Source organism: Mesorhizobium sp. M1A.F.Ca.ET.072.01.1.1, from assembly GCF_004023325.1.
GTDB lineage: Bacteria > Pseudomonadota > Alphaproteobacteria > Rhizobiales > Rhizobiaceae > Mesorhizobium.
The window spans coordinates 1-1535 of sequence record NZ_RZSF01000620.1 but is presented as its reverse complement, the minus strand read 5'-3'; the positions used below and the strand labels follow the sequence as shown (position 1 = coordinate 1535).

Here is a 1535-nt window from a genome sequence, read left to right as displayed (position 1 = left end):
CATGACTGCCGTCCTTTCGTTTCAGCACTCCTTGCATGCAGCGGGAGTGCGAGGCAAGGGCAGGGGGCCTGGCAGGAAGAGCAGGGGTGTCTGCCCGAAAACGAGCGTGTGCCGTCAGACAAACTCGCGCTGCAGCTTCGTGCACAAGTTTACGCAGCCCGGTGGTTGCGCGCCGCCACAATCAAAGGTTAAGGCCGGTAGGCTTTGGCTATGGAGCTTCAGCCATTGGAGGGCAGCGGCGATGGGCCGCTGCCTTTTTTTGAGGAGATGACTGACATGAAGAAGTTTTTGCTCGTTGCCGTTGGCGTTGCGGCGCTGGCCGTTTCGGCCTGTTCGAAGGGACCGGAGTGCACACAGGAGATCGCCGCCAAGAAGGCGCAGGACATGGCTGCCGCGCTTCAGGAAGCAATCACCAAGGATCCGAGCAAGGCGGCTGATCTGACGGCCAAGGTGCAGGCCGTGACGACGAAATATCAGAATGCCACGACGCTGGACGAAGCCTGCAAGGCATATGACGAAGTGACTGCCGCCATCAAGGGTTGAGCCAAGTCAAAACGAAAGAAGGCGGTGGCCATTGGCTGCCGCCTTTGGTCTTCCTCGATCGCGCTTTGCTCAGTTCTTCGCGATCGAGCCGACTTCGACCGTGTCGACCCGCTTTAGGCTCATGCCGATGACCGGCACCAACTGCTTGTCGACGCGCACGGCGACCGTCACGGTCATCGAATTGTCGTCGGGGACGCGCGCCTGCATGACGCCGTTCAACTGATTGCGGTTAATGGTGAAGACGACCTTTTGGGGATCGACGACATTGCCGCCGACAATGTCCATGCCGTTGCCGGTCGAGCCACCCATGAAAGTGCCTTTGTAACCATCCCGGCCCCGGCGTTCGACCGTCGCCGACATCTTCTGGGTGAAAACGCCGACCCGGCAGTCGCCGTCCAGCGTCATGCCGACCTTGCCGTCCGGCGTGGAACCGTTGAAATTGCAGGTGAATTTCGTGCCCTTGTATTTGCCGGCGATGATTTCGCCAGGGCCGACCCATTTGCCTTCGACCGAGCGGAAAAACTGCTTGTCAGCCTCTGCTCCAAAGGCCCTTTCGACGAGGCCGAGCGGTACGGCGGCCGCAACCGTTGCGGTCATGACGCAGGACAAGATTACGCTTCTCATTGACAACACCCGGCACGAACGAGTCTGCTGTTGGAACCAGAGTGACCATGAAGAAGATTGGTTAATGCTTCGTCACTGGCGACCGTTTCTGCATTTACCTTACTGCTCGCTTTGGCCATCCTTTCGCGACGCGAACGAGGTCAATGCCGAGAGGAAATCGCCTAGCCCCGGTCGCTTTACCGCAATGAACGGCAGCGGGCGCGTCGTTTCCATCGCCGCGATGCCGATGCGCGCCGTCATCATGCCGTTGACGACGCCTTCACCAAGCTTTGCCGAGAGCTTCGCGGCAAGGCCGTGGCCGACGATCTGCTGCACGAAACTGTCGCCGACGGCGATCGAGCCGGTCACCGCGAGATGGGCGAGCACAC

Annotated in this window: 3 protein-coding genes; 1 reads left to right on the top strand and 2 read right to left on the bottom strand. The window is 60.1% G+C overall.

Going from position 1 to position 1535, the window contains the following annotated elements; genetic code table 11:
- Nucleotides 1–225: 225 nt before the first annotated feature.
- The gene (locus EOA32_RS37015) at nt 226–543 is read left to right on the top strand and encodes a hypothetical protein (RefSeq protein WP_245433041.1); all 318 of its coding nucleotides are present in this window, start codon (nt 226–228) and stop codon (nt 541–543) included.
- 69 nt (nt 544–612) lie between these two features.
- Here the strand turns inward: EOA32_RS37015 and EOA32_RS37010 are convergent, their stop codons facing one another.
- Together EOA32_RS37010 and EOA32_RS37005 are read right to left on the bottom strand one after the other, a co-directional pair.
- Nucleotides 613–1140, bottom strand: a complete 528-nt coding sequence (locus tag EOA32_RS37010; protein ID WP_245299552.1) for a hypothetical protein — start codon at nt 1138–1140, stop codon at nt 613–615.
- Nucleotides 1141–1266: 126 nt separating this feature from the next.
- The coding region (locus EOA32_RS37005) for a DUF697 domain-containing protein (protein WP_128374293.1) at nt 1267–1535 on the bottom strand (269 nt) is incomplete at its 5' end.

Excerpts from the sequence above, each read along its gene's own strand:
- EOA32_RS37010 (WP_245299552.1), bottom strand. The coding sequence starts at position 1,140 with ATGACCGCAACGGTTGCGGCCGCCGTACCGCTCGGCCTCGTCGAAAGG.